General features: G+C 48.6%; 24 protein-coding genes. 22 read left to right on the forward strand and 2 right to left on the reverse strand.

What is annotated here, in order from left to right:
* Positions 1-42: 42 nt before the first annotated feature.
* The 16 genes from ACFPOF_RS06225 to ACFPOF_RS06300 all read left to right on the forward strand — a co-directional run bounded on the left by ACFPOF_RS06225 (position 43) and on the right by ACFPOF_RS06300 (position 16,575).
* Positions 43-1,368: a replication initiation protein gene (locus ACFPOF_RS06225; RefSeq protein WP_378130679.1), complete on the forward strand. Its 1,326-nt coding sequence runs from the start codon at positions 43-45 to the stop codon at positions 1,366-1,368.
* Between the two features lie 451 nt (positions 1,369-1,819).
* Positions 1,820-2,107 (forward strand): hypothetical protein, encoded by a 288-nt coding sequence (locus ACFPOF_RS06230; protein ID WP_378130681.1) that lies wholly within the window; start codon positions 1,820-1,822, stop codon positions 2,105-2,107.
* Positions 2,082-3,914, forward strand: coding sequence for a phosphoadenosine phosphosulfate reductase domain-containing protein (locus ACFPOF_RS06235; RefSeq protein ID WP_378130683.1), 1,833 nt, complete (start codon positions 2,082-2,084; stop codon positions 3,912-3,914). Before ACFPOF_RS06230 ends, ACFPOF_RS06235 begins: the two co-directional genes overlap by 26 nt.
* A 387-nt stretch (positions 3,915-4,301) precedes the next feature.
* On the forward strand, positions 4,302-6,029 hold the full coding sequence (locus tag ACFPOF_RS06240; RefSeq protein ID WP_378130685.1) for an LPD1 domain-containing protein: 1,728 nt from the start codon (positions 4,302-4,304) through the stop codon (positions 6,027-6,029).
* Positions 6,030-6,052: 23 nt separating this feature from the next.
* Positions 6,053-6,220, forward strand: coding sequence for a Spo0E family sporulation regulatory protein-aspartic acid phosphatase (locus tag ACFPOF_RS06245; protein ID WP_378130957.1), 168 nt, complete (start codon positions 6,053-6,055; stop codon positions 6,218-6,220).
* Between the two features lie 331 nt (positions 6,221-6,551).
* The gene (locus tag ACFPOF_RS06250) at positions 6,552-7,106 is read left to right on the forward strand and encodes a hypothetical protein (protein WP_378130686.1); all 555 of its coding nucleotides are present in this window, start codon (positions 6,552-6,554) and stop codon (positions 7,104-7,106) included.
* On the forward strand, positions 7,081-7,695 hold the full coding sequence (locus ACFPOF_RS06255; RefSeq protein ID WP_378130688.1) for a hypothetical protein: 615 nt from the start codon (positions 7,081-7,083) through the stop codon (positions 7,693-7,695). Before ACFPOF_RS06250 ends, ACFPOF_RS06255 begins: the two co-directional genes overlap by 26 nt.
* A 345-nt stretch (positions 7,696-8,040) precedes the next feature.
* A complete protein-coding gene (locus tag ACFPOF_RS06260) occupies positions 8,041-9,087 on the forward strand; it encodes a hypothetical protein (RefSeq protein ID WP_378130690.1) in 1,047 nt (348 codons plus the stop codon).
* A gap of 15 nt (positions 9,088-9,102) precedes the next feature.
* Entirely contained in the window at positions 9,103-10,359 is a 1,257-nt protein-coding gene (locus tag ACFPOF_RS06265; RefSeq protein WP_378130692.1) for a hypothetical protein, read from the forward strand.
* Positions 10,360-10,422: 63 nt separating this feature from the next.
* The gene (gene ssb, locus ACFPOF_RS06270; RefSeq protein ID WP_378130694.1) at positions 10,423-10,938 is read left to right on the forward strand and encodes a single-stranded DNA-binding protein; all 516 of its coding nucleotides are present in this window, start codon (positions 10,423-10,425) and stop codon (positions 10,936-10,938) included.
* A gap of 547 nt (positions 10,939-11,485) precedes the next feature.
* Complete coding sequence (locus ACFPOF_RS06275) at positions 11,486-12,151, forward strand: hypothetical protein (RefSeq protein ID WP_378130696.1); 666 nt, start codon at positions 11,486-11,488, stop codon at positions 12,149-12,151.
* A gap of 178 nt (positions 12,152-12,329) precedes the next feature.
* Positions 12,330-13,139 (forward strand): hypothetical protein, encoded by an 810-nt coding sequence (locus ACFPOF_RS06280; protein ID WP_378130698.1) that lies wholly within the window; start codon positions 12,330-12,332, stop codon positions 13,137-13,139.
* Positions 13,140-13,218: 79 nt separating this feature from the next.
* Complete coding sequence (locus tag ACFPOF_RS06285) at positions 13,219-13,773, forward strand: hypothetical protein (protein WP_378130700.1); 555 nt, start codon at positions 13,219-13,221, stop codon at positions 13,771-13,773.
* Positions 13,767-14,360, forward strand: a complete 594-nt coding sequence (locus ACFPOF_RS06290; protein ID WP_378130702.1) for an HD domain-containing protein — start codon at positions 13,767-13,769, stop codon at positions 14,358-14,360. The genes ACFPOF_RS06285 and ACFPOF_RS06290 overlap by 7 nt, the downstream gene beginning before the upstream one ends.
* Positions 14,361-14,625: 265 nt before the next feature.
* Positions 14,626-15,798 (forward strand): DNA polymerase III subunit beta, encoded by a 1,173-nt coding sequence (gene dnaN, locus ACFPOF_RS06295; RefSeq protein WP_378130703.1) that lies wholly within the window; start codon positions 14,626-14,628, stop codon positions 15,796-15,798.
* A gap of 459 nt (positions 15,799-16,257) precedes the next feature.
* Positions 16,258-16,575 (forward strand): helix-turn-helix domain-containing protein, encoded by a 318-nt coding sequence (locus ACFPOF_RS06300; protein ID WP_378130705.1) that lies wholly within the window; start codon positions 16,258-16,260, stop codon positions 16,573-16,575.
* 329 nt (positions 16,576-16,904) lie between these two features.
* On the opposite strand, the gene ACFPOF_RS06305 is transcribed toward ACFPOF_RS06300, so the two are convergent.
* Together ACFPOF_RS06305 and ACFPOF_RS06310 are read right to left on the reverse strand one after the other, a co-directional pair.
* Positions 16,905-18,404, reverse strand: coding sequence for a caspase family protein (locus ACFPOF_RS06305; RefSeq protein WP_378130706.1), 1,500 nt, complete (start codon positions 18,402-18,404; stop codon positions 16,905-16,907).
* Between the two features lie 254 nt (positions 18,405-18,658).
* Entirely contained in the window at positions 18,659-18,940 is a 282-nt protein-coding gene (locus ACFPOF_RS06310) for a hypothetical protein (RefSeq protein WP_378130708.1), read from the reverse strand.
* Between the two features lie 341 nt (positions 18,941-19,281).
* On the opposite strand from ACFPOF_RS06310, the gene ACFPOF_RS06315 reads away from it, so the two are divergent.
* The 6 genes from ACFPOF_RS06315 to ACFPOF_RS06340 all read left to right on the forward strand — a co-directional run bounded on the left by ACFPOF_RS06315 (position 19,282) and on the right by ACFPOF_RS06340 (position 26,237).
* Positions 19,282-20,331, forward strand: a complete 1,050-nt coding sequence (locus ACFPOF_RS06315) for a DUF6094 domain-containing protein (RefSeq protein WP_378130710.1) — start codon at positions 19,282-19,284, stop codon at positions 20,329-20,331.
* A gap of 28 nt (positions 20,332-20,359) precedes the next feature.
* Positions 20,360-20,995 carry a hypothetical protein gene (locus tag ACFPOF_RS06320; RefSeq protein ID WP_378130712.1) on the forward strand — a complete coding sequence of 212 codons (636 nt, stop codon included), beginning with the start codon at positions 20,360-20,362 and terminating at the stop codon, positions 20,993-20,995.
* A 2-nt stretch (positions 20,996-20,997) separates the two neighbouring features.
* Positions 20,998-23,865 carry a hypothetical protein gene (locus tag ACFPOF_RS06325; protein WP_378130713.1) on the forward strand — a complete coding sequence of 956 codons (2,868 nt, stop codon included), beginning with the start codon at positions 20,998-21,000 and terminating at the stop codon, positions 23,863-23,865.
* Between the two features lie 484 nt (positions 23,866-24,349).
* Positions 24,350-25,135 carry a hypothetical protein gene (locus ACFPOF_RS06330; protein ID WP_378130715.1) on the forward strand — a complete coding sequence of 262 codons (786 nt, stop codon included), beginning with the start codon at positions 24,350-24,352 and terminating at the stop codon, positions 25,133-25,135.
* A gap of 97 nt (positions 25,136-25,232) precedes the next feature.
* Positions 25,233-25,598 carry a hypothetical protein gene (locus tag ACFPOF_RS06335; RefSeq protein WP_378130717.1) on the forward strand — a complete coding sequence of 122 codons (366 nt, stop codon included), beginning with the start codon at positions 25,233-25,235 and terminating at the stop codon, positions 25,596-25,598.
* A gap of 39 nt (positions 25,599-25,637) precedes the next feature.
* Positions 25,638-26,237, forward strand: coding sequence for a phospholipase D-like domain-containing protein (locus ACFPOF_RS06340; protein ID WP_378130719.1), 600 nt, complete (start codon positions 25,638-25,640; stop codon positions 26,235-26,237).
* The last annotated feature ends 54 nt before the right edge of the window (positions 26,238-26,291 follow it).

Genomic DNA, 26,291 nt, shown 5'->3' on the forward strand with positions numbered 1-26,291 from the left:
CGAAATAAATCAGATATAGTAGATATGTGGGGAGGGACAATCATGAGTGAAACGATCTTGGATGATACATACGTGTTAGAAGAAAATGGGCAGATCGCGTTTCCGGATGAGCCGGAGCATTCTGCCACGATAAAGGATTATTACTGGATCAACCAATCCAGAGAAATCATTAACTCTCAACAAGACTTGACCCTCATGGAGAGACGACTCATTTTCTCTTTGGTCTCTCTCATACAGCCAGATGATGATGAGTTTAAAACATACACCATTCAAATAAAAGACCTTGCGAATCTGCTTGGTGTCGCAGAGAAATCTTTCTATGAGCGGGTTGAAAAGACTGTCGACCAGCTTCAGTCCAAGCAGCTCATAGTTGAAAACGAAAAAGTCCTCAAGAAAATTACCTGGGTGCAGAGCGCGACATATGTAAAGGGCGAAGGCAGAGTAATCATTAAGTTGTCAGAGGATCTTGCCCCGTTTTTCCGGAACTTAAAACGAGCATACACCAAGTACCGTCTAAAAAATGTCTTGATGATGAAATCGGAATACTCCTGGCGTTTATATGAAATTCTGAAAGAACGGGAATTCCGTAAGGAAAGAATATTGAGGATCGCGGATATACGATATTTAATGAATATTCCTGAAGATAAATACAAAATGCTTAAACATCTGAGGGAACTCTTGGATGCAGCTCAGAAAGAGATCGATGAAAAAACGGATATCACCTTTACATATGACGTACATAAGAAAATTGGTCGGTCTGTAGATTCGTTCATATTTAAGATCAGCAATAACACCAAGAACAATCAAACCGAGGCTGACAGCGCGAGTTATGACGCAGAGCGCCTTCTTCATTTGCTTGCTGAGCACGGCGTTCATCGAAAAAAAGCGAGTCAGCTCATAAAGAAATTTCACCCGTTCTACATTGAGGAAAACGTACGGCAGGCATTATCCATCAATGGCAATGACTCGATTCGTAATGTGGCGGGTTTTATCGTCAAGGCCATCGAAGACAACTACGCCAACTCCAATTGGGATACTCCAAATGATGATGCACTCTTTAACATGGAGCTTCGTAACGTCGAGCAGCGTTTGGAAGATGCGACCGCTGCAGATATCGAAAGCCTGAAAAACGTTCTTAGAACTTATCATGATCTTATAAATCGAGAAGCTGCTAATGCTAATATTAAAGACGTAGATGATCTTAACAGGCTAGGTAAAGAACGTGATGAAATGATTCTGAAGCATTTTGATACGATTCAGCGAAAAAGAAAGATGTCCCATATGCCGCCTTTACACTATGACGATCTTCAAGATTCACTGTTAAAGAGAGCATATGAAAGTTGGGAAGTCGCACAAACCTATTATTAATTGGTTTTCGGGATTTTATGGTGGATAACACCCCAACCTTCTTGCGTCCTTACTAGCCATATGCTACGCTAATATTGCCTTTTCTTTTTCTTCTCATACGGGAGACTAGGCTCGTATAGAGGTAAAATCGGTGGTCTTATCAACCACCTGACCACGATCACTTCTGTAGTAAGTGATCGTGGTTTTTTTCTATTTTGAGAACATTAATTATAACACCCTATCGATCCACCATAAGTTGAGCCCAATCTATTGCCCTACAACTACCTGCATGGTAAAATTTTGTTACTAACGATTCATTTGATTTCCTTCGCCAATCTATTTTGGTGAAGATGGAGCACGCTATTTTAGCGAATAAATAAGGGCATGTGATACAGGAGACATTCGAACATACGGGATCCGTATGTTTTTTTGTCTTCTGTTTTTTTTATGCCCAAAACAAGGAGGATATTCGATGACACAGGTTCAGCGCACGTTAATGCTCGATGGAGGACTCCCCGATTATTTGGTGACTTCCTCTGGCCGCCGCTTTGCCCGGGTTTATACCGTGGACGACGGCAGCTATGCTGAGTACTTCCTCGAAACACCGGACGAACTGCATGCCTTTACAACAGGTGAAATGATCACAGTGGTGAGGCAAGATGCAATGTTCGTTGGTTATTACGAAGGCTTTATTTTCGGCAACGACTCATTTCGTGCAGAGGGGGAAAATTGGAATGGAACGGTACGCGTTTGTCGATAGCAAGAACAAGGTTAACGTTGCCGAACGGCTGAAGGAGTACAACTTTATCCTAGCCGACGTATGGGACTTCTTGGAGCGGGCAGGCTTTGCCTTTCACGGCGTCATCCGAGATTGGTCAGCAGTTTTTCACTTGGACACTTTTTTCGTGCTTCATACATTCCTCAAGGACAAGCCTCAAGAGGACTGTATCGAGAGAGACAGCAATCTCCAATGGGAGCAAATATTTGAGCGCGATTCCTCCGCGGGCGCGCTCTTTTCGTTCCTGGAGCTTGCTGGCTTCCGACTGATGATTCCGGTTCAAGCCATGATCGATGCGTTATTCGACGACGGGGAGAACTGGCATTACCAAAGTCCGAAGCATAAGTTCCAAATGTACTGCTTCCATGCCTCGTGCACGATGCTCGTCGAAGTCTATTTGCAAAATCAGATTCCGCCGTATGGCGCCCAGGAAGACGCGCTGCCGTACCCTGTCGATCGTTGTCAGCAGTCATTTGATTTTGACTTCGAAACAGTGGCTACGGGCAAACAGGGCCGGACACGCGTGATTGAAGGCGAATCTCTCGATATCTTGGAGAAGGTAGAAGAGGAATTGCTCGCTGACACACGCTCGCGTATTCGAAAGATTTACGACGAACACTCTCGTATCGGATTGCTAGTCTCCGGGGGAAAGGACTCGAGACTTGTTGCCCAACTCATGATCGAGCATGCGATCGCGAATCCGGACCCGACAAAAAAAGTCTCGATTGTCTCGAGCGATACCCTGGTCGAGAATCCTGGTGTCAGGGCGGGAATTTTGGCGCTGCAGGAGGCGCTTTCCAAAGCGCTGCCGTGGGTCGAATTCCATATCGTCGAGCCCAGTGAGGATCAAACCCTGATGGTCTGTATCATCGGGAAGGGGTACCAAGCGCCGTCCGTCTCGTTCAAGTATTGTGTCCGCCGTTTAAAGATCGAACCCGCCAGAGATTATCTTGAAGCGGTGTTTCTAGCGGAAGGCGCCGCCGACACGTGCCTCGTGATGGGTAGCCGAGATAACGAGAGCGGAAATCGTCAAAGGAGCCTTGGGAAGTATTTCGGAGAGGAATTTTACGGCCATCATCCAGTCGGAAATATCCGAACCGCGAGCCCTATTCGTGATTGGACGGGGCAGGAAGTCGTCACGTATCTGGCTTTCAATCGCGCGCCGTGGAGTAAGTACGGAGCTCGCAATACCGAGCTGCTTCAGTTTTACGGCAGCGCTGCCGGAAGTGAATGCCCGCTCGGCGCCGCAGTCGTGAACGATAACGAGGCGATGATGCAATGCGGAAAATCTGCGAGAACCGGTTGTTACGCGTGTACAATCTCGAACGACAGGAGCATGGGAAATTTGATCAGCTCCTATCCGGAGTACCAGAAGTATTATCGCTTCCGTGGAATCCTAAAGGGCATCGCCCAGGACATTCGCTACGGAGGCATTACCGGATACCAACGCATTGGCCGTTCGAAAATTGGCCGCGGCATCGGTGACCTGACAATCGACGCTCGCACGGTCATTCTCGAAGCGATGCACCGATTGGGTATCGAATGGCGCGAAAGCGAAATTCTGATCGCCTACCAGATGGTGCTTCATCGGGAAGAGCTCGAGGGTTTTCCCGTGACGGACCGCTTCAGGGAAGCCATCTATGCGCTTCTTGGCGTTTCCGGCGGATTCCGCGGCGTGCTTTGTCATCCCGTATTCGATCCGTTTGGAACGGGAATCGATCAGTTCACCTCTGAGGACGCGGCTGCCATTAAGCGAATTCGAATGAAAGAGGGAGTGGGAGCTTTATGACCATGATCGCAGAGGATATTGAAGAATACGATATTCCTATTGAAATTTGTGCTTGTTGCTATAAGAGAAGGGATAATCTCGATTCAAAATTGCACTTGTGTCCTACCTGTGAGGATGAGATTTTTCCCGAAACCTCGAAATGCACAAGTTGCGGAGATGAGGTTGTGGTAAATAATATGGTACACGATCAGACGATTTGTATTCCGTGTCATATTGAAGCCTTCGAGGTGGCATATGACGCTTACCTGGACCAAGAAATTGATAGGTACACACGACAAGAGTAAGGCGGCAACGTCATAGATCCATACCATATGTAACTCCGGCTGAGCGGAGGGATGACACTATTGTCTCCCGCTCAGCGCGGGGGGCATATGGAGGTAATTCGTAGTGGCTGTTGAACAACTTGAATTTTCGCTCTTTGACTATTTTCCTGCGGTGTTTGCGGGACATACCGCGCCCGCTCCAGTCGTAACGGAAATAGAGAAGGACGAAACCGTCGCAAGCCGTAAGCTGTACTCCTATGACGTAGGTGAAGAACTCTGGGGCGCTAGGAAGCACTTTGCATCCTTACTCAAGTTTTCACCCGAACGGTATGCAGCGCTCGAGAAAGACCCGACGCAGGCATTCGAAGCCATTTGCAAGGACGAACTGTTCGGTGCGCTTCCTGTCGACGAGCTCCGCGAGCGTGGGTTTGCGTCGGAAGTGGCGTTCGCCATCAAGCAAATTTGGGATCGCGTCGTTCAGCGTCCCGAGGATTCCGCTAAGGCTCGTGAACACTATGTTCTGGCGATCGCGGAATTGAAGGGTGTCTTTTCAGACACTCTGACGGTGACGGCGTTCGACACGGCGTTCTTTGCGCTCAAGGATTCCGTCAAAAAGGCAACGAATTCCGAGTCGTCTCGATTGGTTCAAAAGGATCCGTCCTTGCTAGACCACGCCTTTTGGCTTTCCCTTGGCGATCGATTCAGGAACTTTTTTCTCGGTAAAGCCAGGAGGGATGCCGGCTACATTTCCGTATTCAAGCGGGCGTTCCATTCGGACGAGGCCAAGGGTTGGAAGTGGACGGAGCCAAAGGCACGTAATACCACCAAGAGTAGTTCGAGAGAGCGCTGGGAACGCAGGGTGCCGACGGAAGTCATTCGACTCTCCAAGGAACCTTCTGGCGTCGAGAAGCCGGAGGACTTCCTTGAGCATTATGGATATCGCGGTGTTCAATTCGGACATTGGATGGAGGACGCTGCAGGCCGTTACCATGTGCTTTGCTGTGGGAACGCGAATGCCGACCTTGCCATGATACTGAACCTGCCGCGGCATGCGATCAGTTTCTATGGAAGGCTTGGGCTTGCTTTCGGCGCACGCGGTTCCGGTAAGGCAAGCGCTCATTTTGAGCCGAATACGAACGTCTTCAACCTGACGAAGATGAACGGTGGCGGTGCGCTTTGCCATGAATGGGCTCACGCGCTGGATTATAACCTGAACTCGTTCGCGCATGGGTTTGGCAATGGCAAGATAGCAGCGCTATCCGGCAGCGATGCCGGGCCGCAATTGCCGCACAACGTCGCGTACGCGTTCAAGCGCATAATGGAGAGGATCAAGAAGGGAAACGGCAAACTACGTTATGTGGTTCCAAGTGAACTTCCTTCAACAAAGGGTAATTTCCGTAGGAGTGTTATTTCCTCTGTTCTGAAGCGCTGCGATTATGACGTATCTGAAGCGCTCATGTCGATCAAAGACTCTTACAGAGTCAAGCAGAACCTATGGGCAGACGTCGGTATTACCTGCTGCTACATCATTAAGGATGCGGGCAGAGAGGTGCCAACAGAGTTTTTCATACCGACCGACTTTAGTGCATTTTTCCTCGATGCGAAAGACCGAGGCGAATACTGGCGTCGGGACCATGAACTTTTCGCGCGAGCGTTCGAGGCTTGGGTTGAGGACGAGCTTGCCGATTGTGGAATGACAAACAGCTACCTGGTCAGCGGAACCCGCTCCGAAGGTCCGTACCCGCAAGGATCCGAGAGGATTGCCATTAACGAAGCATTTCGTTGGTGGTGGAAGGAGTTGCTTGATTCCAACATCTTAGAGGACGAGCAAACATGGAGGCGAGACCGTTGATAGAGGGAGTGAGGGTCATGCCGATGCAAAGGCGAGCCAATATCAGAAGGGCTATTGAACGTAAGCGGAGAGAAATGCATTCTCTTAGCGATCGGTATGGGATTACGTCTGAAAAGGTCTTGCGGAAATCGGAAGAGCTCGACCATTTGCTGAATACATATGGGCAAGGGGAGAGCGTGAAGAAAAATTAACGTTCCAGAAAAAAGACGCATGCTGCGCTGTAGTGCAGTATGCGTCTTATTTTTTTATGATTTTCGGTCCGCCCATCTTGGCAGATGTACTGAGCATGATCTTTGCGAGCTTTTTCGCTTGTTCCGTGGACAGTTCTTTTACAGCAGTCATCGGGGTTCACTCCGTCCCATACTAGATTTATATACTAGCATCGACGGATTTCATCCGCCCTATACGTACAATGAGGTTCTATGAACCGCTTCCCCGCTCATATACTTGTCCAAAGTGGAATTTTGGAATAGTGACCGGGCGTTAACCGGTCATGAACCGTGAGGGGATGTTCGATCGATCATGGCAAGCCTATTAAATGATGTGCTTCGACCGCTGGGCAAAGATTCACCAATCGCAAAACCGAGTGTTCAAGAAAAACGAGACGAAATACTCACGGCACCGTCTACGCCGTCTCGCCCGACAAAGTCAGCATCAAAAGGAGCGGGCAGTTCCGCCGCGGTGAAGGGCCGAGTCCGAAGGGAGCGATCGGATAAGAAGAAGGATATCAAATTTCCGGTCACTCCAGAGCAGCGGGAAGAGCTACGGCGCCTAGCGAGTGAAATGCGCATCATGGACCGTAAGCCGGGTGTAAAGTACGAAACCATCTCCAATACGGCCGTATTGAAGAAGGCGATGGAGCAGTTCGCCATTTTTCCGGAGCGGTACCCGCCGCTTCTCTATAAAGATTCGGGGCAGTACATGCATGCGGAGCCGATTCTAAAAGAATATGAGCAAATCGAGGCACTCGCCAGACGGTGGAACCTATCATACCGGAAGACAGTTTATCGTCTCATTATGAACTATATCTTCATCAAGGAAGTGGATATGGATGCTTATCGGAAACAGCAGAAATAGCCATAGTGTCGCCGAGAAGCTGCGGGGAATAACAGGGAGCCTGACTTGGAGTGACCTGTTTACGCGATCAAAGCGTCTTATCCGAATCCAGGTACGTGCAGAAGAAATCGACTTTTCGCGTGCGGAAGTATTCATCGGTGACATTAACAAGAAGACGAAAGGTACTTTTTCAGAGCTGACTGTCGAACATCTCGTGCATATTCTCTATGCAGACTTTCTCATACATATCCGTGAGCAATTGAACGAGTCCAAAGTCACCGCGGACGCGATTACCTTGGAGGATACCGTTCAGAGCCTTCGGATGAAGCGGGCCGCATACTTCCCTCGATCCAGAAAAAAGGACCCTACCGGCGGACTCGCGACACCTAAACGCTGGGCGCTATTGGACGTACAATTTTTACGGGAGAACATTCAGAGGGGCGAGGTGTTCCTATACGACGCCCAAACCGTATTTCCTGAGTTTTCGATGGAGATTTCGGAGCTCATCTCTATTTTGTTCGTCGATTTCGTCGCGCAGCTGCGCAGAGGAAATCAGCAAAAACTAATCAATGCGTTAATCGATCGATTTTTTTCCCATGACTTCGAATGATTGGAGTGCGGTTGTTGGTACCACTGTCGTAACTTACTTTACCATTCCTACTTGGTGATGCTATAATTCTTGTATTACAGTATCTTTTCATATTCTCCGTTGTCACTTTTTTCAATGGAGATGGAGTCGCCTTACGGCATCAATGTATGTAAATGGAAACTAGATGGGCTTACACTATCCGTGTGCCCATTTTTTTGTTTCCGTCGCCATGAAAGACGCATTCGTATTTTGAATGCGTCTTTTTTTATTGGCAATTTGAACGAGGAGGCGCGCTGGTCTTAGTTCTTGATTATCTGACCTGCAAGCACGGAGGTAATTCAAAATTTATTAATGGAGGAATGTACAATGGGGAAACAAGAGTATACCTTCCCGCCATTGTCGGGTGAGGAAGGCGAGTACATCGTCAACTTGGCAAAAGAAAAGAAGAAACTAGCTCATTCTGTGATCGAATCCGTTTATGAACTGGTTCCGAGTGAATACCACAAGAACATTCGCTTGCTCAGCCAGAAGGAAAAGATCGCAGATAAGCAGTATACGCTCACGCCAAAGCATATGGAATATGGTCTCCATTCTTACCGTGGAAAAACCTATATGGAGACTTTCCGGCCGTACGTGGACGTGGAAGGCAGAATCGAGCAGATGATCGCCGTTCACAAGGAACACAGTGCCAGTTACGAGCTCGACATCACTCCGGAGCAAATCGGTGACAAGTGGGTCATGACTTGCCACTTTAGCGGGCTCAACAAAAATGGACAGCCATTCAAGACGAAGGAGCGGTCAATTATTGGTTTTGGAGCTACGCATGGCGTTGACGCCACGAACCCGATTGAAAATGCATCCACAAGTGCAGTCGGTCGTGCATTGTCGCATGGCGGTTACGGCAATATCGGTTCTGGCCTTTCTTCTTACGAAGACATTTACATCGCAATTTCCCGGCAAAAAGCACTCGACAAGCTGAAAGAAGATTCCAGCGGATCCAACGGAGCCAAGCAGACGCCGACCGGCGCTGACGGAAATACTGGTCACGCACAAGATGGGAAACAATCGCAAGGAAGCGACCGATCTTCGCAAGGAAGCGGACATCGCCCACCATCTGGAAACGGAAATTCTTCTCAGCATCGATCCCAAGGCAATTCCGGTCGTCCGGTAAACAACGGAAACGGTCACGGCCAAGGGCAGGGCAACGCCGGGCAGGAGGAGAAAAATCGCCTGAGAGAGAAAAATAAATTGGTTAACCGATTAATGGTCGGCACCCAGAACTGGGCCAAGGGAGACCTTAAAGCGAAGGTTCAAAACTTGATTCAGGCGACCTGGGATGGGAAGTTCAATTCGCTTTCTCTCGAGCAGCTGCAGACCCTCGATCAGCGGCTAGGCGTAAATCAAGCATCGTAGTAAAGGAGTGGGGGCATGAAGCTACGCAGAACAAAGCACGATGGATGGTACGAGATTCAGGCTCGCTGCCCCATTTGTGGACATAAAGGCTGGTGCCGGATAAACCGTGAGCTGACGATCGTGCATTGCATGCGTGTAGCAAGCGATGATTATTTCGACTCGATTATCGGCCGTCAATTCCGGCATTATCTCGATCCAAATGCTGTCCCGAAGACGAAGGTTGAAATTGAGATGAGTAACGCAGTCGAGAAGAAGCCTGATTACCATCTCAACCGCGTCTATCGTGCCTTGCTTAAGGAGCTCCCGTTGTCCCCAGAGCATTTCACGCATCTGCTGGATGACCGTAATTTCGAAGAAAAGGTTGTTCGATTACGCGAGTATCGGACCATGCCGACCCAAGAGCGCTATAAAATCGCGAAAAGCGTCATCAACCGCTTGAGCGATAACAGCGACCTCTTGGGCGTGCCAGGCTTTTTCTGTCAGGAGGGTCGGTACGGTCCGTACTGGACGATGGCGGGTGGAGCGGGACTTATGATCCCGTTCCGTACCGTCACGAACGAGATTACGGGATGGCAGATTAGGGTGGATAACCCGGCGCTTGAGCTCGATATGGAGGGTGCAATCAAGGGAGAAATATTGGAAGAGCTTCCGCGTGATGAGAGCGGAAATCGTACTGCGAAATGTTCGCTGAAAATCCAGGATAAAATCTTAGAGGTTATCCTTACCGAAAAGGATAAGAAGGTGTGTTACTCCAAGTCTGGTCAGTTCGTTTTCAGTGTTGAATTAAAGCAAGGGCAGCGCTATTGGTGGTGGAGCAGCGGATCGAAAGACAACGGCTCGTCAATTGGCGGACCGATTCCTATCCATCTTGCTTTACCAAGCCCATGCTTGAAATTCTGGGAGACCGGGGATCTTGCGAACAATTTATTGGACTGCTCCGAAGTCTGGGTTACAGAAGGGCCGATCAAAGCTGATAAAGCCGCTGATGGACTTCTCAAACCTGTTTTCGGCATTCCTGGCGTTGGCGCATTCTCGCTCTTGCTGGAACCGCTGAAAAAGCTAGGCTGCAAGCACATCGTCTTTGCGTATGACGCGGATGTCATCAAGACGCCCGAGGTTGAGATGGCGCTCGAGCAATGCGTCGAATTTTTTGCAAAAGAAACCGACATGAAGCTCAGCCTCGCAATGTGGGACATTTCTTACGGTAAAGGGCTCGATGATTTGCTGGACAACGGCTACACGCCTCATGTATCTACGCTGCTTGAAGCATAAATGTGGTGTCGACCTTTGTTCGACTCGGAGAAAATTCAAAAACTTAAAAGGTGGTAATTAACCATGTTGAACAGAGTCATCCTTATCGGCCGCACGACCAAAGATTGCGAGCTTCGCTATACGCCGGCCGGCATCGCAGTTGGGCAATTTTCGCTTGCCGTTGACCGTCCTTTTTCCGGTGGAGAAGGAAGGGAAAAGGAAGCTGATTTCATTCCGATCGTTACTTGGAGACAGCTTGCGGAAACATGCGCAAATTATCTTCGCAAGGGACGGCTATGCGCGGTAGAAGGCCGTATACAAGTTCGTAATTACGAGAACAACGAAGGTCGCCGTGTGTACGTGACGGAGGTCATCGCTGACAACGTTCGTTTCCTCGAATCTGCGAATCGAGAAAATGCCGGTGGAAACGGCGGTGGGGGCAATAGCGGTTCTGGTTACGGCGGTAACGGCGGTGGTAATAGCGGTTCCGGTCACAGCGGAAACGGCGGCGGCTACGGTGGTAGTGGTAGCAGGAGTAACGACCCGTTTGCCGATGACGGCAGACCGATCGACATCAGCGATGAAGATTTGCCATTCTGACCGGCGTACTGTTGTGCAATCTGAAAGTAACCTAATAACCCGCGTTATATATGGGTTTTTCTGTGATAAGTAGTGTGTAATCTGGTGAATAATTCCGAGAGTTATTCCCTTACTTATCATTGGTGAAAAGAGTTGTGCAATATGCGCATTTAAGGGAAGGTAAGGGTGAATAAAAATGATAAAAGGTATTTTGGATTACGAAGTTAATAATGGTATTACCGAGGTTATTCTGGAGGATGAATCCAACGACCTCGTTGCATACCAAATTATTAACAGCAAGGAGAAAGGGACTTCCTTCGCATTTTTCTATGAGGGGTGCCATGTAGATTCGGCTAATCTCAGTGAACGTGAAAAAACTGAGATCTTAGCGTACCTACAAACAAATAACATTTCTCTGGCTGAGTAATCTCGGAAATAAATTCACAATGAGCTCTTTTGGAATGGTAGGAAGATATGCAACCATAAGGCAACCTTGATAGTTCCCAGCCGCGGGGGTGAGAAAACGACTCCCCGCGGTGATCGGGGGCGTTGAGGAGGCATTCGTACAATGAACAATCGGAATTTTCCAATATATTCGTTCGTGCTGAATAGCAAGGGCTTGATTCATCAGCTAAAAGCGGAGTTGGACTTGGGCAGGCTCGCTGAAGTTGCAAACGATGCTGTCCGGGAATTCCTGAACAAGTATGGCGAAAATGACCCATGGGACAAGGCACCGAATCATTTCGACGGCTTCGCCCAAATTTATCGGGACATTCCTGGAGTTCAGGGAACGACCGACATTTGGACGTATCATTTCGATGGAGAAACTTCTTTGGACGAAATGGAATCTGATCTTGCGGAGATGATGCTGCAGGAAGGCAGCCGGATCTGCGAATGGTTCCTCGCGGTAAATGATGGACATTTCATCAAGCCGGTAAATTATGATTTTCGGAACGGGTATATCAATGCACTCCTGCGGTATATCTGGGATGAATTCGATGATCCGGTATTACCGTCGGTACTGGCATGCAAATCGCACCACGTCTTCACGCTTACCAACGAAGGCGGCGGCTATGCCATCGTCCCGGGTCTTTGTGCGATTAACCGCGTCGGCTACATTGTCTTGGATCAGGCCTGCGATATCGGCGTCGGATTCAGATTGGAACCTTCAGTAGCTCTTCAGGAAAAGAGACGGTTGGTTTCGTGCTTAGAACGCATGAACTCGTGGTTATGAACTCAGGCGGCCGCTAAATGGTAGAGTAGGCTAAGCATAGCGAAAGCGGCGAGCATGGCTTTTCAAATGCCTTCATAGGCAGCTGCGACGAGGATCAAAGTTATCCGATCTGTACCCGGCATGGGGGATTAATTTCCAGTCCCCCCATGCGAAAGGGGACTGAAAGGAGCTCATTCAAATGATTGTCGGTCTTTACTTTTGCGATTGCGGTGAAAGCTATGTGGCGGATGTCGCGTCTCAAGAAGTGTTGTGCTTAAAATGCCATACATCGCTGAAACTCGTGACGGATCCGTCGCTAAAGATGCTCTCGAGGCTGGAAAATAGACAGCTTGAGCACCTATGGAAACTCTTTAGCAAAGTCTCGTTCGATCCTTCGAACGAGGAGATTACTGAGCGTTTCCTTTGCTGGTTGCCGACAACGAATCGATTCGCTATATGGCTGTGGTTCGCGAAGCAGTATCAAGGTACGTTCGCGGACCTGCCGGGCAAATTGATTTGGCAGGAGAAAGGCCGGCAATATGCGAATGACTGTGATTGCGGTCAGCATGTTCCTGTAGGTCAATCCTGTTACTTCAACGAGAAGCACAGCAAAGTTCGTTGCGATACATGCGGAAAGCGGGAAATGCTGGATCTTTGGTTGCTCGAGGGCTACCGAAACCCTTGGATTCGAGGAGCAAGCGACCCGGAATTCGATCGGACAAGCTTCTGCTTCATCGATACGGTTGTCGAGCTTCTCGAGAAATTCCGGCATGGTAATTGGAGTCTAGGAAATGCATTCGTTTATAAAAACCTCGTTTTCATCAACCAAGTGAACGGCGGGGACGAATGGATGGCCATCAAGGACTGGTGCCCTTTCGATTCTATTACGTTCCGCGCAGTACTCCGCCACGGCGACGAGAATGGCCGAAAGTACATCCGGAAATTGCTCAATTACCCGATCGATGACCGCAGCATGCCGAACTATTGGCTTGCGGATGCGTTGAGTTAATCGATCTCATTTCGTCTTACCCTTTTCGGAGGGGGCTGAATTTTACGCCCCCTTCGTGGGGGTGAGAGGAGCGATCAAATTGTCTACTAATGACCTGTCTTTTTGCAAGGATTGCGGTAAACCGGAATGGCGTAGTTTAGATGAGTTTGATTCCATCATTAGCGAGTGCATTTGCGAGAGCGCCAGAGTTAAATGCGATCTCTGCATGCATCGGTTCTTGCGCAAGGACATGTCCCTGAATGATATGTTCCTATCACTTTGCAAGATGTGCAATCAGGCCGAACCACATCTAATGGATAACCTTGCAGTTGCTAGATTTAACCCGTCCGATCGTCCAGCGGCCATGCTTTGTGTCCAGGAAATCGATGGGATGCTGCAGCTGACGATGCGGGCATACCATTTGGGTGTCAGCATCGTATTCCCGGCCATGACGAAGCAAAATCTCGTGGCTCGGTGGTTATTCGGACCGGTTGACCCATCCAAAGAAGAGCCAGAATCAAATTTCCTTTTTGACGCTGCTTTTCTCCGAATGATGGACGATTACATGGGTAAATCCGAAGTTGCTTCCATCCGGCGAACGCTAATGGAGCGGGCAAAGGCGGAGGCGCCGCAAGGTGATCCTATATCATGTTGATCTTTCGTAGAATGAAGGACGTCAAATCCGTCATTCCAAAACAAGCAGGTGGTCAGCACATGAGCCTCTTCAGACGGCTTTTTCCAGTCGGTACCCGCAGTCTACTGTTCGGGGTGCATCAATTTCTCTGGCATCCTTGGACGGTATATCGGGCCTGGCGGTATTTATACGGGAAACCGACTTGGAGAGAAATTGTGTGCATCTTCCTGCATGATCTCGGATATTTCGGAAAACCGAATATGGACGGGAAAGAAGGAGGACGGCATCCGGAGGTAGGCGCCAAGATCGCAGATCGTTTGTTCGGAGATGAGTACCGGCAGCTGGTTTTATACCATAGTCGGCACTATGCGAAAATGCAAGGGGAACTGCCGAGCAAGCTCTGTTGGGCAGATAAGCTGTCCATCATGTTCGATCCCAAATGGTTCTATTTATTGCGGGCCAGATTCACGGGGGAGATCAAAGAGTATCGCTTCTACGGCAAATCGTCTGTAGCAATGAGCAAGTCCGATTCGGAATGGTTTGATTGGATTACCCATCACTTCGTGGAATCGGCGAGGATGGAATCGACCCAAATCAAAAAGGTATAAGTTCGAGCCGGTGGCAATCGCCATCGGCTTTCCTTCTAGACTTGGCTATTGATAGAGAATGGATAATCGTGATAAAATAGGCTCATTACAAAGATCAACACTTTTCACGGCCGTCAAATTTTCGGCTTGTGAATGAGCGTCCGTCAACGGACAAAACTATAATCGGGCACGTAACTGCCACGGAGAATTGATGAAACATACCACAAGTATGTTTTTTTCTATTTTTCGTGGTTTTTTGCGTGCGAAAAACAGGGAGGAAATTCGAATGGCAACAGCAGTAAAAGGTAAAGAGGAAAAACAGACTGGTTTGATGACACTTGGCAAGGCAGCATTTAGCGTTGAGCGCGAATCTTTGTTGAATACGCTCTTACTTTGCGCCAAGATTGTGCCGAAAACGAGTGCGATCCCGCTCCTTCAGTGCATCAAACTCGATCTGAAAGGCGAAGTGCTCTTCATCACGGCGATGGATTTGCCGGAGCAAGCGGTTCTTCAGTTCCTCAATGTCACAAACGACGGCGGCCAAGACGGAAGCTACTTGCTGAACGCGAAAGAGTTCATCGATCTTGTGGGGAAGATGCCGGAAGGAACCCTGTCCTTCATGCAGAAGGATTCCACGGTTACGGTGAAATACGGTGACCGTGGACGGGCAAATCTTCAGGCGCTCAGCTCGGAGCAGTATCCGGCTTTGCCGGAGCCAGGTAATGCGAGCTACTTGACGTGCCCGATCGAAATGCTTCGTAAAGGCGCTCATTCTTTCCGCTTTGTCGGGTCAGATGAGTCGTCGCCAGCTTTAACCGCGGTCAATCTGTACGACGCGGAAGGGAAGTTGGGCTTTATGGCGACGAACCGCCATCGCGTTTATCGGTATATCTCCGATATCGCAATCGATAACGCAGAGTCCTTTCACAGCGGTATGATACCGGCCATCAAGTTCAAAGGAATCGTCGATTCGCTCAAATCGTCAAACGTGGACTTGGCGGTCACAAGGAATTACCTCGTGCTGCGGGACAAGAACGTGATTTACTTTGGGAAGCTCCTAGATGGCGTGTACCCGGATCTCAATCCCGTTTTCGGGAAAATCAAGAGCGGTCCAAGTTTCTCGGTGTTGCGAGCAATGTTAGATGACACCATTAAACGGATGCTTTCGCTCGTTGGTGTCGAAAACAATCGTGTCACGCTCGAAGTAGACGAGAGTGGCGCACTGACGATGCATTCGCGATCTGCGACAGGTGAGATTTGCGAATCGTTTCCGGACGCCAAACTGGATGGAGAGTTCCCGACGATCAAGTTCAATGCGATGTATTTGCGCGATGCACTTCTTGTCGGCGATCGTGAGGTAAAGACCATCTCCTTGCGCACAGCGGGTCCTTCATCCCCCGGTTACATCGAGTTCGACGGGGATACTTCCGTGGTCGTAGTCGTTAACCCAGTCAGGTAATTCGTATTTACAGAGAAGACCGGGCGCTTGCCCGGTCTTCATCCACTTCTAATAGGAGTTGGTTACCGTCGAAGGTATCGCGCAAGACGGGAAAAGCGCATACTTAATGAGTCTTAAGAGCCGTCAATCTGAACTCAAAAAATTAGATTCAATTGACGAGAAAATAAAAGAATATTAATCGCAATCATTATGATGTAAATTACAAATGCTGAATACATAAGCCCTAGCCCACAGTATGCAAATAGTGTCCATCCCCATTGTATAGGTTCACATTCCTTAGACAAAGTTGTCATGCACTTTTTTCCCAACGACCTATTCTCCTTTGTTCGCTATCAAAAATATTATCTTAATAATACAATAAATTACTCATGTTTTTAATATTATGAGCAATATAATATTCTGATTATTTGTTCTTCTTTTGACTACACTATTAGTGTGGTAGAAAGAGGGATGACACCTGTGATCAATAATCGTATCGGTAGCATCATCAGAAACTTCCGGTTGAGCCGTACAATGACACAAGAACAACTTGCAGATAAAATCGGAGCATCCTCTGGATATATAGGCAATATCGAAAGAGGCAATATTAACATAACGATAAAAACGCTAAACCGAATTGCAGAAGCCTGTGAAACGGATTTCGTCGACTTAATAAAGATTGGATCAACGGAGGATGAGGCAAACGCAAAAATACTTGCGCTGTTGCTTACAAAAGAGCCTTCGGAACGGCGAAGAGCATTGAATGTGCTGGTGGAGATGTTCAGGATCGATCCATAATAAAAGGCATTAGGCTTGGGGTACCAGGAGTCTAATGCCTTTTATATTGGTTATTTTCGTTTGGTGGAGCAGGCGATAATAGAAATTGAATTATACTGTACTGTTATAGTGCAGTATCGTTCTTTAGACTTCGTGCTCGGGCAGGAGCTTAATCGGAAATGTTACGATACTGAACTACAATTAATCCCAATACCAAAAAAAGGCTTCTCTCACCTCAGTCAGAAGGGAGGGGGCCTTTTTTTAGTTTTTGGCGATATTTTACGTCACGATCGTGCACTTTGGTGTTTCATCCACTTAGAGCACCTCACTTGCGGGCATTACTGAAGACACTATCCATTCAGTTCTAGTGGTTTTTCGATTTGTGCAAGTGCAAGCACGCTTGCTTTCGCGCCTGTTAACATTTCCCGAATGGTCCTGGCTCCTCTTGGCTTTAAGATCAATTCATTGCTATTCGTTAGGATGATCAACTTCGTGCCATCGGGAGTTGTGTATTCTATATAACCACTTGTATCATCTTCAATTAGCTTTCCGCCAATCTCATCTTCAGCGGTCTCGAACTTATCGACCATTTCGTCATAGTTCACTTCGCTATTGATAGGAATTACAATCTCATCCGGACAAACAGGGAATATTCGCTCAACGTCCTCAGGCAATTCACCTGGGTCAACGCGAAGATGCAATGTGCGGATAATCAAGACTTGTTTTGATTCATCGGGATCTTGGGACGATTCGATGATAAAGCGAAATAACGGAGTATCGAGAGTACCACCACCTCCATTTGTCGTCTTTGTCATTTGTTTGCGACGAAAGCCTAGATAATCTTTGCAGCGTTCGTAGATGGTGTCAATTTCTTCGGTAACTGGACCCTCCATTAATTGATTGATAAAGTTCCGGGCACCGGCGGAATGATATTCAGGCTCCCTATGTGCTTTCCTGCTAAATCCCGGAAGGCTACGGACAGAACGGTTTTCACACTTCCGAAACATCATATCCTCATATGCAAGATCTAAACCCGTTAAAGGCAATGTCAATGCATCTTGCTCATCTACTCCCAGTTCCCGAATAACGAATGTATTTGAACTCGAAATTTGTGCCCATGGTGTTTGCGATCTACGATGATCCGTACTGCTACGGATATAATCAGGCACCGCCTGTCGTAGATAATTCTGCAAAGAGGAATCAGTGATGTATTGATCTCGATAGACGGCATCTCTCACTTCACCTTTGAGCGCTTTCAGAAGGTGATGTGTCCAAATACCATGTTGTAGTAAGTCACTTGGATACGATTTCTGTCCGGGAGAGCAAGATACAAACATCGCCTGATATTCAGTGGTTCGGACAAACTCGGCGAATTCCTGATTTCTCATATCGGCAAGTAAGTCGCGCGAATGAATTTGCTCTTGCAAATAGGTTGCGCAGGCATCGATAAAGATAAGACTCTTATTACACTGGGACTCGTGTAGAGGATCAAATAAAACTTCCCTAAGGGCAACCGTTGTGTCATGAAGATTCGTTGGGTGAGTATCCCATGTGGTGACCCGATTAGACCCACCAGCAAAGAAACCATGCCCAGCGTAGTAGAAAATAAACCGACTTTCTTCATGGAGATTTTTAATGTGATATCGGAGCTCTTCCCGTAGTGCCGTCGCGGTCGCATCCTGATTAAGCCACATCGTGATGTGTTCTTCGGGGACACGCATGTCCTGTACAAGCCAATCATAGAATGCCCTTGCGTCGTTCTCCGCATAATGGACTTGCGAAATTGGGAACTGGTATTGTTCCACGGCAATAATAACCGCGTAAGTCTGATTAGGTGCAATGACGTCCATAAGGCCCTCCATTTTCCGGATCAATAATACTATTTTCCATTTTACCTAAAATGGGCTGGGAATTTAAGACATAGACCATAAGAAGATTTTTTATTCGGTATTTAGCACGTTCGCCCGCATCATACCGCGTCGTAGAAGCGATGTGAAAAACGATCAGAAAAAAACAAGGCTTCTCTCCTTCGTTTGAAGGGAGGAGCCTTGTTTTCGTTTTCGGGAAGGACGTGGATGATCGTCTCCTTTTTGGCTTTCCACGCTCATCGCGCATCCCGCGATTCATCGTTTGGGTATGTGCGTTTTTGCGCCTCTACCTGAGAAACCAACACTTTCGCACGGTTCCCGGCTACCTCCGAATAAGGCAATTTTGTTAAGTCTTCCACAAGTACATATTTCTCGCCGTTCCACATTTCCGCGAAATTCGTTCTATATTCGATTTCTCCGCCATCCAGGACAAATTGCCCGTTGAACAGAGCAGATCTAAAGAGGTAACCATAAACGTATCCATCTTCGATCTTTCCAGCTCTAAAGGTATCGTTCATAGAAGTGCTCCTTCCAATTTCACTCAGAGGCTCTTTAATAAATTTAGTATAAACGAGGTATTCTGTTTCTCCAAATCAATTTCAAAAATCGCTCCGGCTATCATTTGAACGGATTTTCAAGTATAATATAAGCATTACGACTTCCATTTTTTTCTTTGCTTATCCATTTAGGCGAAGAGCGGGTGTCCCCATTTACGGGGAAATTTTCATCAATGCTTGGACATACAAAGGGATCACGCCATAGGTGTGCCCTTTTTTTGTTTAAGCCAATAACTTGGATGTAAGAGCTGATCGCTGATGCGGCCGGCTCTTTTTTTATTTCCAAAAAGGAGGATATTAGAATGTCAGCTGCAGACAACATGAAAGGCATGTTCGACCGAACGATCAGAAACAAGGTGCGTATGGGGAATTTCGAGACGACTGATCAGGATATTCTTTCGATCCGTAGTCTCCTGCAGTATCCCGCTTCACCGTTTTCTGTCGCGGACTTTTGCGCCGGCAGCGGACGCGCGCTCGAGCTTCTGATGGAAGAATCGTCCGGCGTTGGGTTCGGAATTGAACCAAATGAGGAGAAGTATTTGGAGCTGCGATCGCGGATTCCGAATGCTTTGTATGGCGGGTATGAAGAGTGCCGTATCAGCCGGGATACGTTCCGTCTGATGTACCTCAATCCGCCTTACGATTCCGATAGCGAGACGGCCGAAGCCAAGGTGGAGCGAAAAGAAAAGCGATTCTTGCGTCATCTGATGATGTATGTCGCAGTAGACGGTATTCTCGTTTACAACATACCGCGCCGTAGAATGACCAAGGATATCGTATCCATGCTCGTGGCGAATCTCGATGATATCCGCGTTTACCAGTCACACGACGACACCTATAACCAGGTGTACACGATCGGCCGGAAGCGGAGAGAGAAATTCAGCAGAGCGAGTGAAGTGGAACGGATTTTGGCGTTGATGCAGGAGGGCGGCAGTCTTGAACGTCTTCCAATGCTGGATGTGCCGGTCTATAAGGTGCTATCCGGGAACATCGCGCCGAAGTATTTTCGTTCTAGCAACATGGACGTCGATCAAGTGCGCGAGGTGTCTTTGAAATCGACCTTGACGGAGCGGGGCCAGGAATGGACAACCCCGAAGAAGCCGGCCGCGAGGCTCCAACCGCTATTGCCCGATAAAGAAATGCATCGGGTGCTTCGGATGGCGAGCGGACGACTAAACGGAAAGGTTGGGCATGGCGACATGCTTCACGTGCTCAAAGGCATCGTGAAGAAGGAAATCAACCAGGTGATTCAAGAGATGCCGGGCGAAACGGTCGTCACGGACTCGGAGGTTTTCAAGATCACCTTCAAGACAGTTGACCGGTTCGGCACTATTCGCACAATCACTGGTTAAATTCTAAGCACGAACTGGAGGCAATTGGATGAAACATATGGAGTTCATAGACAAAGACTTGTATATCAAGGTGCATACCTCGCTTGTTGTGACCCGCTTCGATGAGAAGGCAAGTAAGCACGAGTTGATCTACGCGAATGTCATCGACATCGACTCGCGGGTTCAGGCCGTGTTCGCCCAGTTCCATCACGCGCGCAAGGCGAGCGACGTTTACTTCTCGATCCGGCACGCCCCGCGGATTGGTGAGAAGGGGTATGACAAGTCCTCATGGTCTATTCGACCGAATGGAAAGTACAAACACCAGACCCAGCGGGAGAACGAAACGTTCGTTACCGGTCTTATTGCCAGTGAATGTGTGCTTGAGCGGCAAAAGGACAGTTTCGCGATCTTCGCTTGGGATGGCAACATCCTACAAAAGCTCTTTTGGGCGATCGAGGCGTACTATGAGACGCCTCTGCTCGAAGAATGGACGCCGTACCTCTATGACCAGCTCGTAAATGACAAGTTTTTAGTTCCGCTTGTTGTTCACGATTTCACGGGCGAGTACCGTGATTTGGTTGCCTACGAGTTGCTCGCAGGCGAGGACGTTTTGGATGGGTACATTTCTTCTGGGATTCGCAGCGGCCGGATAGTATTGACCGAGGACATCAGGGAGGCGATTTGAAGTTGACGACTGCGGCAATCGAATCATTAAATATCACAACCGAGGACGAAATCCTACCGCTAACAACAGCTCCAGTAGGTTCTCCGACTTCCCTTGACGGTATCGAGAGCATTGGCGATTACCTTGCTCTTTTCGGCGCCGATCTCATTCGACGTCTGGACGAGGAATATGTTCCTTTGCATCACCCAGGTAGGGACGAGCCGCTCGACATTCTCGACCATCTGAAACGCCCGCTCTTTAGCGCGCAAGCTCATGTGGTTACCGCGCTATTCAAGGGATACCAGAAAAATCGGAACCAGCTGCTCGTGGGGATGATGGGAACGGGCAAAACGGCGATGTCCGTGGCTATGTTTTTTGCCCTCATTTCCCAGCAACTTTCTGATTGGCTGAACGGTGTCGGGCGTGTGATTTACATGGTTCCGAATCATCTGATCAAAAAGACGAAGCGGGAAGTCGGCATTCTCCTCGATAAACGTGTGTTTGAAGTAACCTTCCTAGAGGATTACGTAGACGTCATCAAGCTGCGGGACTCCAGGAAGATGGAGAGCAAGCCGAAGAAAATCGAAGTGTACATCATCGCGCGGGATACGGCCAAGTTGGGTTATATTTACGAACCGGCCGCCACTTGGGTTGACCGGACCTATAACAAACGCTATATTCGCCATGGTGAGGAGGTCACGACGAGTCGGACCGCATTCCAAGGGTGGAAATGCCCTTGCTGCGGCGGACAACTCATGAAACTCGAAGAGGGCAGTATTGTGCCGCTCGAGAAGAGTGACTTCTTTAACAAACACGGGAAGCCGGCACGCCGGAACGATAATTTAATTTGCTCAAATAAAGTTCGCCTCTACAAGAACAGCGATCCGGAGAAAGATGATTACCGGGTATGCGGCGCCCCCTTGTGGCAAGCCAAAAACAAGGACCGACGCAGTTTTTCCGGTGAGCAGCGTCCTCCGGGTGGCGTAGCGCCTCGCAAAGTATCGCCTGCGGATCTATTGAAGCGTTATTTCAAGAACAAGTTCGATTTGGCGATCGGGGACGAGTGCCATGAATTAACCGGTGGCAGTGCTCAGGCGCATGCGTTTCACGTTCTCATGCAATGCTCGAAGCATGCGCTCGCTATGACAGGAACGCTTATGAACGGGTACGCCTCCAATCTATTTGAGCTATTCTATCGAATGTTCCCGAATCGATTGAAAGAGAACGGGTTCAAGTGGGGCGATGTTGGGCGATGGGTGGATTTGTACGGTGTTCGTGAGAAGGTCACGAAAATCAGGAAGAGCGACAAGCTAAACAGCTCCAGTAATGGCAAACCGCGTGTCAGCATCAAGGAAATGCCGGCCGCAGCTCCGCAGCTCTTCACGGATATGCTGAGCGACGTCGCATGCTTCATCCAGATGTCCGATATGTTCGAGGTTTTGCCTGAACTGACTGAAGGGCCGATGTTTGTCCCGCTGGCGCATGATCGTAAAATGATTGCCTGCGAGACTTCGATTATGCGTAGACCCGGGACGAAGCGGCGTCCATCCAAGGGGATGCGTCTTGTTGCGCCTTCTTGGTATTTGGAGCGAAACCTTGCTAGCGTTGAAGATCGCTTACGCGATGCAGTCATGGCGGAACTTGAATGCGGCCAGTCTGTATTGATGGGCAGCTTGCTTAGCACGCTTCTAAGCTATCCGGACGTGCCTTTCAATTTTCAAGGCGTCTATCATCCGGATACCGGCGAAGAGATCGTCTCTCCTGATTATCGGCTCAGCGACCGGGTGATATATCCGAAAGAGGTAGAGCTGATCAAGTTCGTGAGAGAACGCGTCAAAGCCGGGCGCAAGGTCGGGGTATATGCGACATTTACGGGCAAACTGGGGACGCTTCAGCGTCTTCAAATGCTCCTGGAGGAGAGAGGTTTCAAGACAGCCGTTCTGGAGTCTGATATCGAAGGGCCGGAGCGGGAAGAATGGATTTCGCAGCGGGAGAAGGAAGGATGTCAGGTTTTGCTTACTAACCCAATTTTAGTAAGCACAGGCCTCGACCTCTTGGGTTTCCCATCCCTGTTTTTCTACCAGACGGGGTACCGCTTGTCGATCGTCCGTCAAGCAAGCCGGCGCCATTGGCGCATAGGGCAGAAGAATCTTTGCGAAACAGTGTACTGCGGTTACAAGGATACGATGCAAGAGCTTGCGATCAATTTGATGGCGGCGAAGATGAGTGCGGCGCTTGCGCTTGAAGGCCAGTTTAGCCAGGAAGGTCTTGCAGCGTTGACGGAGGGATCTGGGGGAAGTCTTGCGACCGAACTTGCGAAACGCTTCGTCGGTAACGACATTGCGGGCGTTGAGAGCGCTGAATCGATTTGGGGCAAGATGTCGATCGACGCTTCGAAACTTGCTGTCGTTGCGGCCGAGCCGCCGGCTGAACAAGAGGAAGATGACGTTCTGGATATATCGAACGACCACGATGCTTCTGCCCAACTTGAATCCAGTTCCCCAATCCAAACCTTTTATGCAGAATCTCTGCAGGCCGCGATATTGGCATGGGCGAAGGTGGCGATCCCTGTTGACCTTTACGCGCGCGTTGAACAGCAATTGTCATATGTTGAGCAAAACGTGTTGAAAGGCTATGCCGGGCTCACCGCGGTATCCGTTTCCTTGCTGGGGGATTACGATCTGGTTTGGGACAAAGCGAGTTCGCCATCTGATGATGAGTCGCTTCGCCGCTGGGTCTATAACCTTACCGTAAAACCGGCAGTGGAAAGAACGAAACCGTCGGCTACCGGAGGAAATTCGCTGGAGCTTCTCGTGGAAGGTAAGACGGTGAAGGTGAAGACCAAAAAAGTCTACAACGTCACCGAAGGTCAGTATGCTTTTAATTTCTAATTATGACCAAAGGAGCGGTCATTGGCACGAACAGCATTATAATCGGAAGGCGCGGGTGATCCCCGCGTCTTTTTCGTTTTCTCCGAAAAATTGAACATCACACAAGTTACACTTTTCTGAATGGTTTGGAAAGCACGAATTTAGGAGATGCTATTAAATAGAGTAGGAGAATGTGATTGTCCTGTATTATTCTTTGCCGGTCCTGAAACCTGAAGTGGCCACCATCTGCAGACAATGCGGATGCGGGAAGTAGGGGAGCCGCGTTGTTCATCTGAGAGGATGCATTCTCTGAACGAGCGCTCGTGCATGTCAACGATTCGCGTTGTTCATTTCTAGGCGATTCGCGCCAAAGTGACGGCGATCCGCGCCATATTCAAGTGGAATACCCAATCCCACACCGCCCCAACGTGCAGGTTTAACGTAGGGGCTTTTTGGCGTGGGGAATATGATAAAATAGGAGCAAATTGCCTAGGGGGACAAGAACTTGTCTATAAACTGGTTGGAGGCATTCAATAAGCTCATGAAGCTGCTCGATGAGGAACCAACGTATCATTCAGGCGGCGACTTTATTAAGGTCATCAAGGATTTTTCGGACGAACTGCCGCAGTCATATAACGATGCGATAGAGTTTCTTAAAAGAATGGGATTAAGCACGACACGCAGAGATTACTTCAAGTACTTTCTCGAGCAGCTGCCGGAGCATGTTCGCGTGCAGGCATACGCTGCATTTGCTGAGAATCTTAGACAAATCGTTGCGGATAAGAATGAAGACTCGGATGAGGAAGATCGAATCAAGACGACGAAATATGATGCGTTCTACGGGTATGTCCAGAATATGATCTCCGGTGGCATTCTCGTTCCAAAGCCTGTCGTTGAAGATGAGACATGGAATGCCGAGCGAATCAAGAAGTATCTCGAGAAAATGGATAGGGCATTCAACGCTGGAGAATATGAGCAAACCAATACGCTTGCCTATACGTTCCTCGAAGGATTGTTCAAAGCGTTCCTGAATGAGAAGGATCCGGGGTTTAAGGACAATCAGCTAATTGCGATGGGGAAAAGGGTAAGGGATATCATAGAGGAGGAAGTAAGCGCAGAATACCCTACGGGCCTGACCAAGTTGATAGCGACGGTCGCCAACAATATTTCGGAAATCCGTAACAGGTACAGCGATTCGCATTTTGATAGGACCGCAGAGAGAAGCATTGCGCAGTTTTCACGCGACCTAGTGAATAGTGTTGGCCGATATGTCTTATCGTTTTTGACTTGACCTGCGAACAAGGTCGACAAGATTTTTTTGCAAAAAATTTTGAGAATACGAAATCTCGTTATATGATATTGGCAAATAACAAAGGAGGTTGGTCACCATGGCCAAGCCAGCAACAGCCAAGCCGAAAATATACCCGACCTGCCGAATTTGTGACAAGTTGAACGCCGAAATGACGCATTGCGCCATTTTCGGAGCTCTCAAACCTGGTCAAGTAGACAATACTGCCGTGGGTAGCGCTTGTAACAAATCGGGTGATTTCGTCCGGATGCTTCATGCTAAACCGAATGAATATAATCTGGGTCGTACGCCGGCGGGCAAGCCGGTAGATGAAGATGCGGATAGCCAGCTCCTCGTTTTTGATGTAGACGACGAGACGATGGGCTTTAAAGAACGTCACGGCATGACGCTCGAACAATGGGCATTAAATACGTTTGGCGGTACACCGCCAGAAAAACCTGAATAAAAACGGCCAAGTCGCCACAAAAGAAGGAGCTGTAATAAGATGAAGCTAAAATGGAAATTGAGCGGCGCCGCAATCGTTGCTGCGGTTCTGCTCGCTAGTAACGGTCAACTTCAGGGTTTATTGAATTCGGGTTTAGTGCATGCAGCAGCATCAACAGGATCCGGCTCGGGGAATGCGCAGATCGAGTACGCGTTCACGCAAGCAGGGCAGCATCCGGAGAAAATGCTCGATGGCGTAATCGACGGTGCGAAGAAGACTCTCGACATCTCGATCTACAGCTTAACGGAAAAGTCCATCGTTTCTGCGATTGTGAACGCGAAAAAGCGCGGTGTTGTTGTTCGCGTTATTAGCGACAAGCAGGAGGTCGAAGGAAAAGCGCAGGCTGCAGCTATGAAAAAGCTCGTTAAAGCGGGTATTCCGATTAAGATCAACACATTTTCTGGGCTCATGCATGAAAAAGTCACAGTGGCCGACGGGGCCGTCGTCACGACTGGATCTTTTAACTATTCCGCAGCCGCCAGTACAAAAAACGACGAGGTGCTAGTAGTAATCCGAGACGCAAAGATCGCACAGGACTGGACGCAAGAGTTCGAAGTCATGTGGAATGACACACAGCGATATAGAGACTATTCCGTGTAACATGATGCTACAATTCCTGTATGTTAGTATATTAATATGCGAATGTTGAGGAGG

Origin of the sequence: Cohnella soli (genome assembly GCF_042655525.1) — a bacterium.
Classification (GTDB): Bacteria; Bacillota; Bacilli; order Paenibacillales; family Paenibacillaceae; genus Cohnella; species Cohnella soli.